Source organism: Streptomyces sp. NRRL WC-3626 (assembly GCF_000718785.1).
Classification (GTDB): domain Bacteria; phylum Actinomycetota; class Actinomycetes; order Streptomycetales; family Streptomycetaceae; genus Streptomyces; species Streptomyces edwardsiae.
This window is the reverse complement of sequence record NZ_JOCA01000056.1, coordinates 1-515: the sequence shown is the minus strand read 5'-3', so window position 1 is coordinate 515 and position 515 is coordinate 1. Positions and strand designations below refer to the sequence as shown.

The window sequence follows — 515 nt, the reverse complement described above, 5'->3', positions numbered from 1 at the left end:
GTGATCATCAGGTTCGCGGGGGACTCGGGTGACGGTATGCAGCTCACCGGTGACCGTTTCACCTCGGAGACCGCGTCCTTCGGCAACGATCTGTCGACGCTGCCGAACTTCCCGGCCGAGATCCGCGCACCCGCGGGCACCCTGCCCGGTGTCTCGTCCTTCCAGCTCCATTTCGCCGACCACGACATCCTCACCCCCGGCGACGCCCCCAACGTCCTCGTCGCGATGAACCCCGCCGCACTCAAGGCGAACATCGCCGACCTGCCCCGCGGGGCCGAGATCATCGTCAACACCGACGAGTTCACCAAACGCGCCATGCAGAAAGTGGGCTACGACACCAGCCCCCTGGAAGACGGCTCACTCGACGGCTACCACCTGCACCCCGTACCGCTGACCACCCTCACCGTGGAAGCGCTCAAGGAATTCGACCTCACCCGCAAGGAGGCCGAGCGCAGCAAGAACATGTTCGCGCTCGGACTCCTGTCGTGGATGTACCACCGCCCCACCGAGGGCAC

The 515-nt window shown here is 65.8% G+C and carries 1 protein-coding gene; it reads left to right on the top strand.

The window, feature by feature from the left end; translation table 11 throughout:
• Positions 1-515, top strand: a 515-nt coding sequence (locus IF28_RS0135775; RefSeq protein WP_199809094.1) for a 2-oxoacid:acceptor oxidoreductase family protein, incomplete at both ends; no start/stop codon positions are given.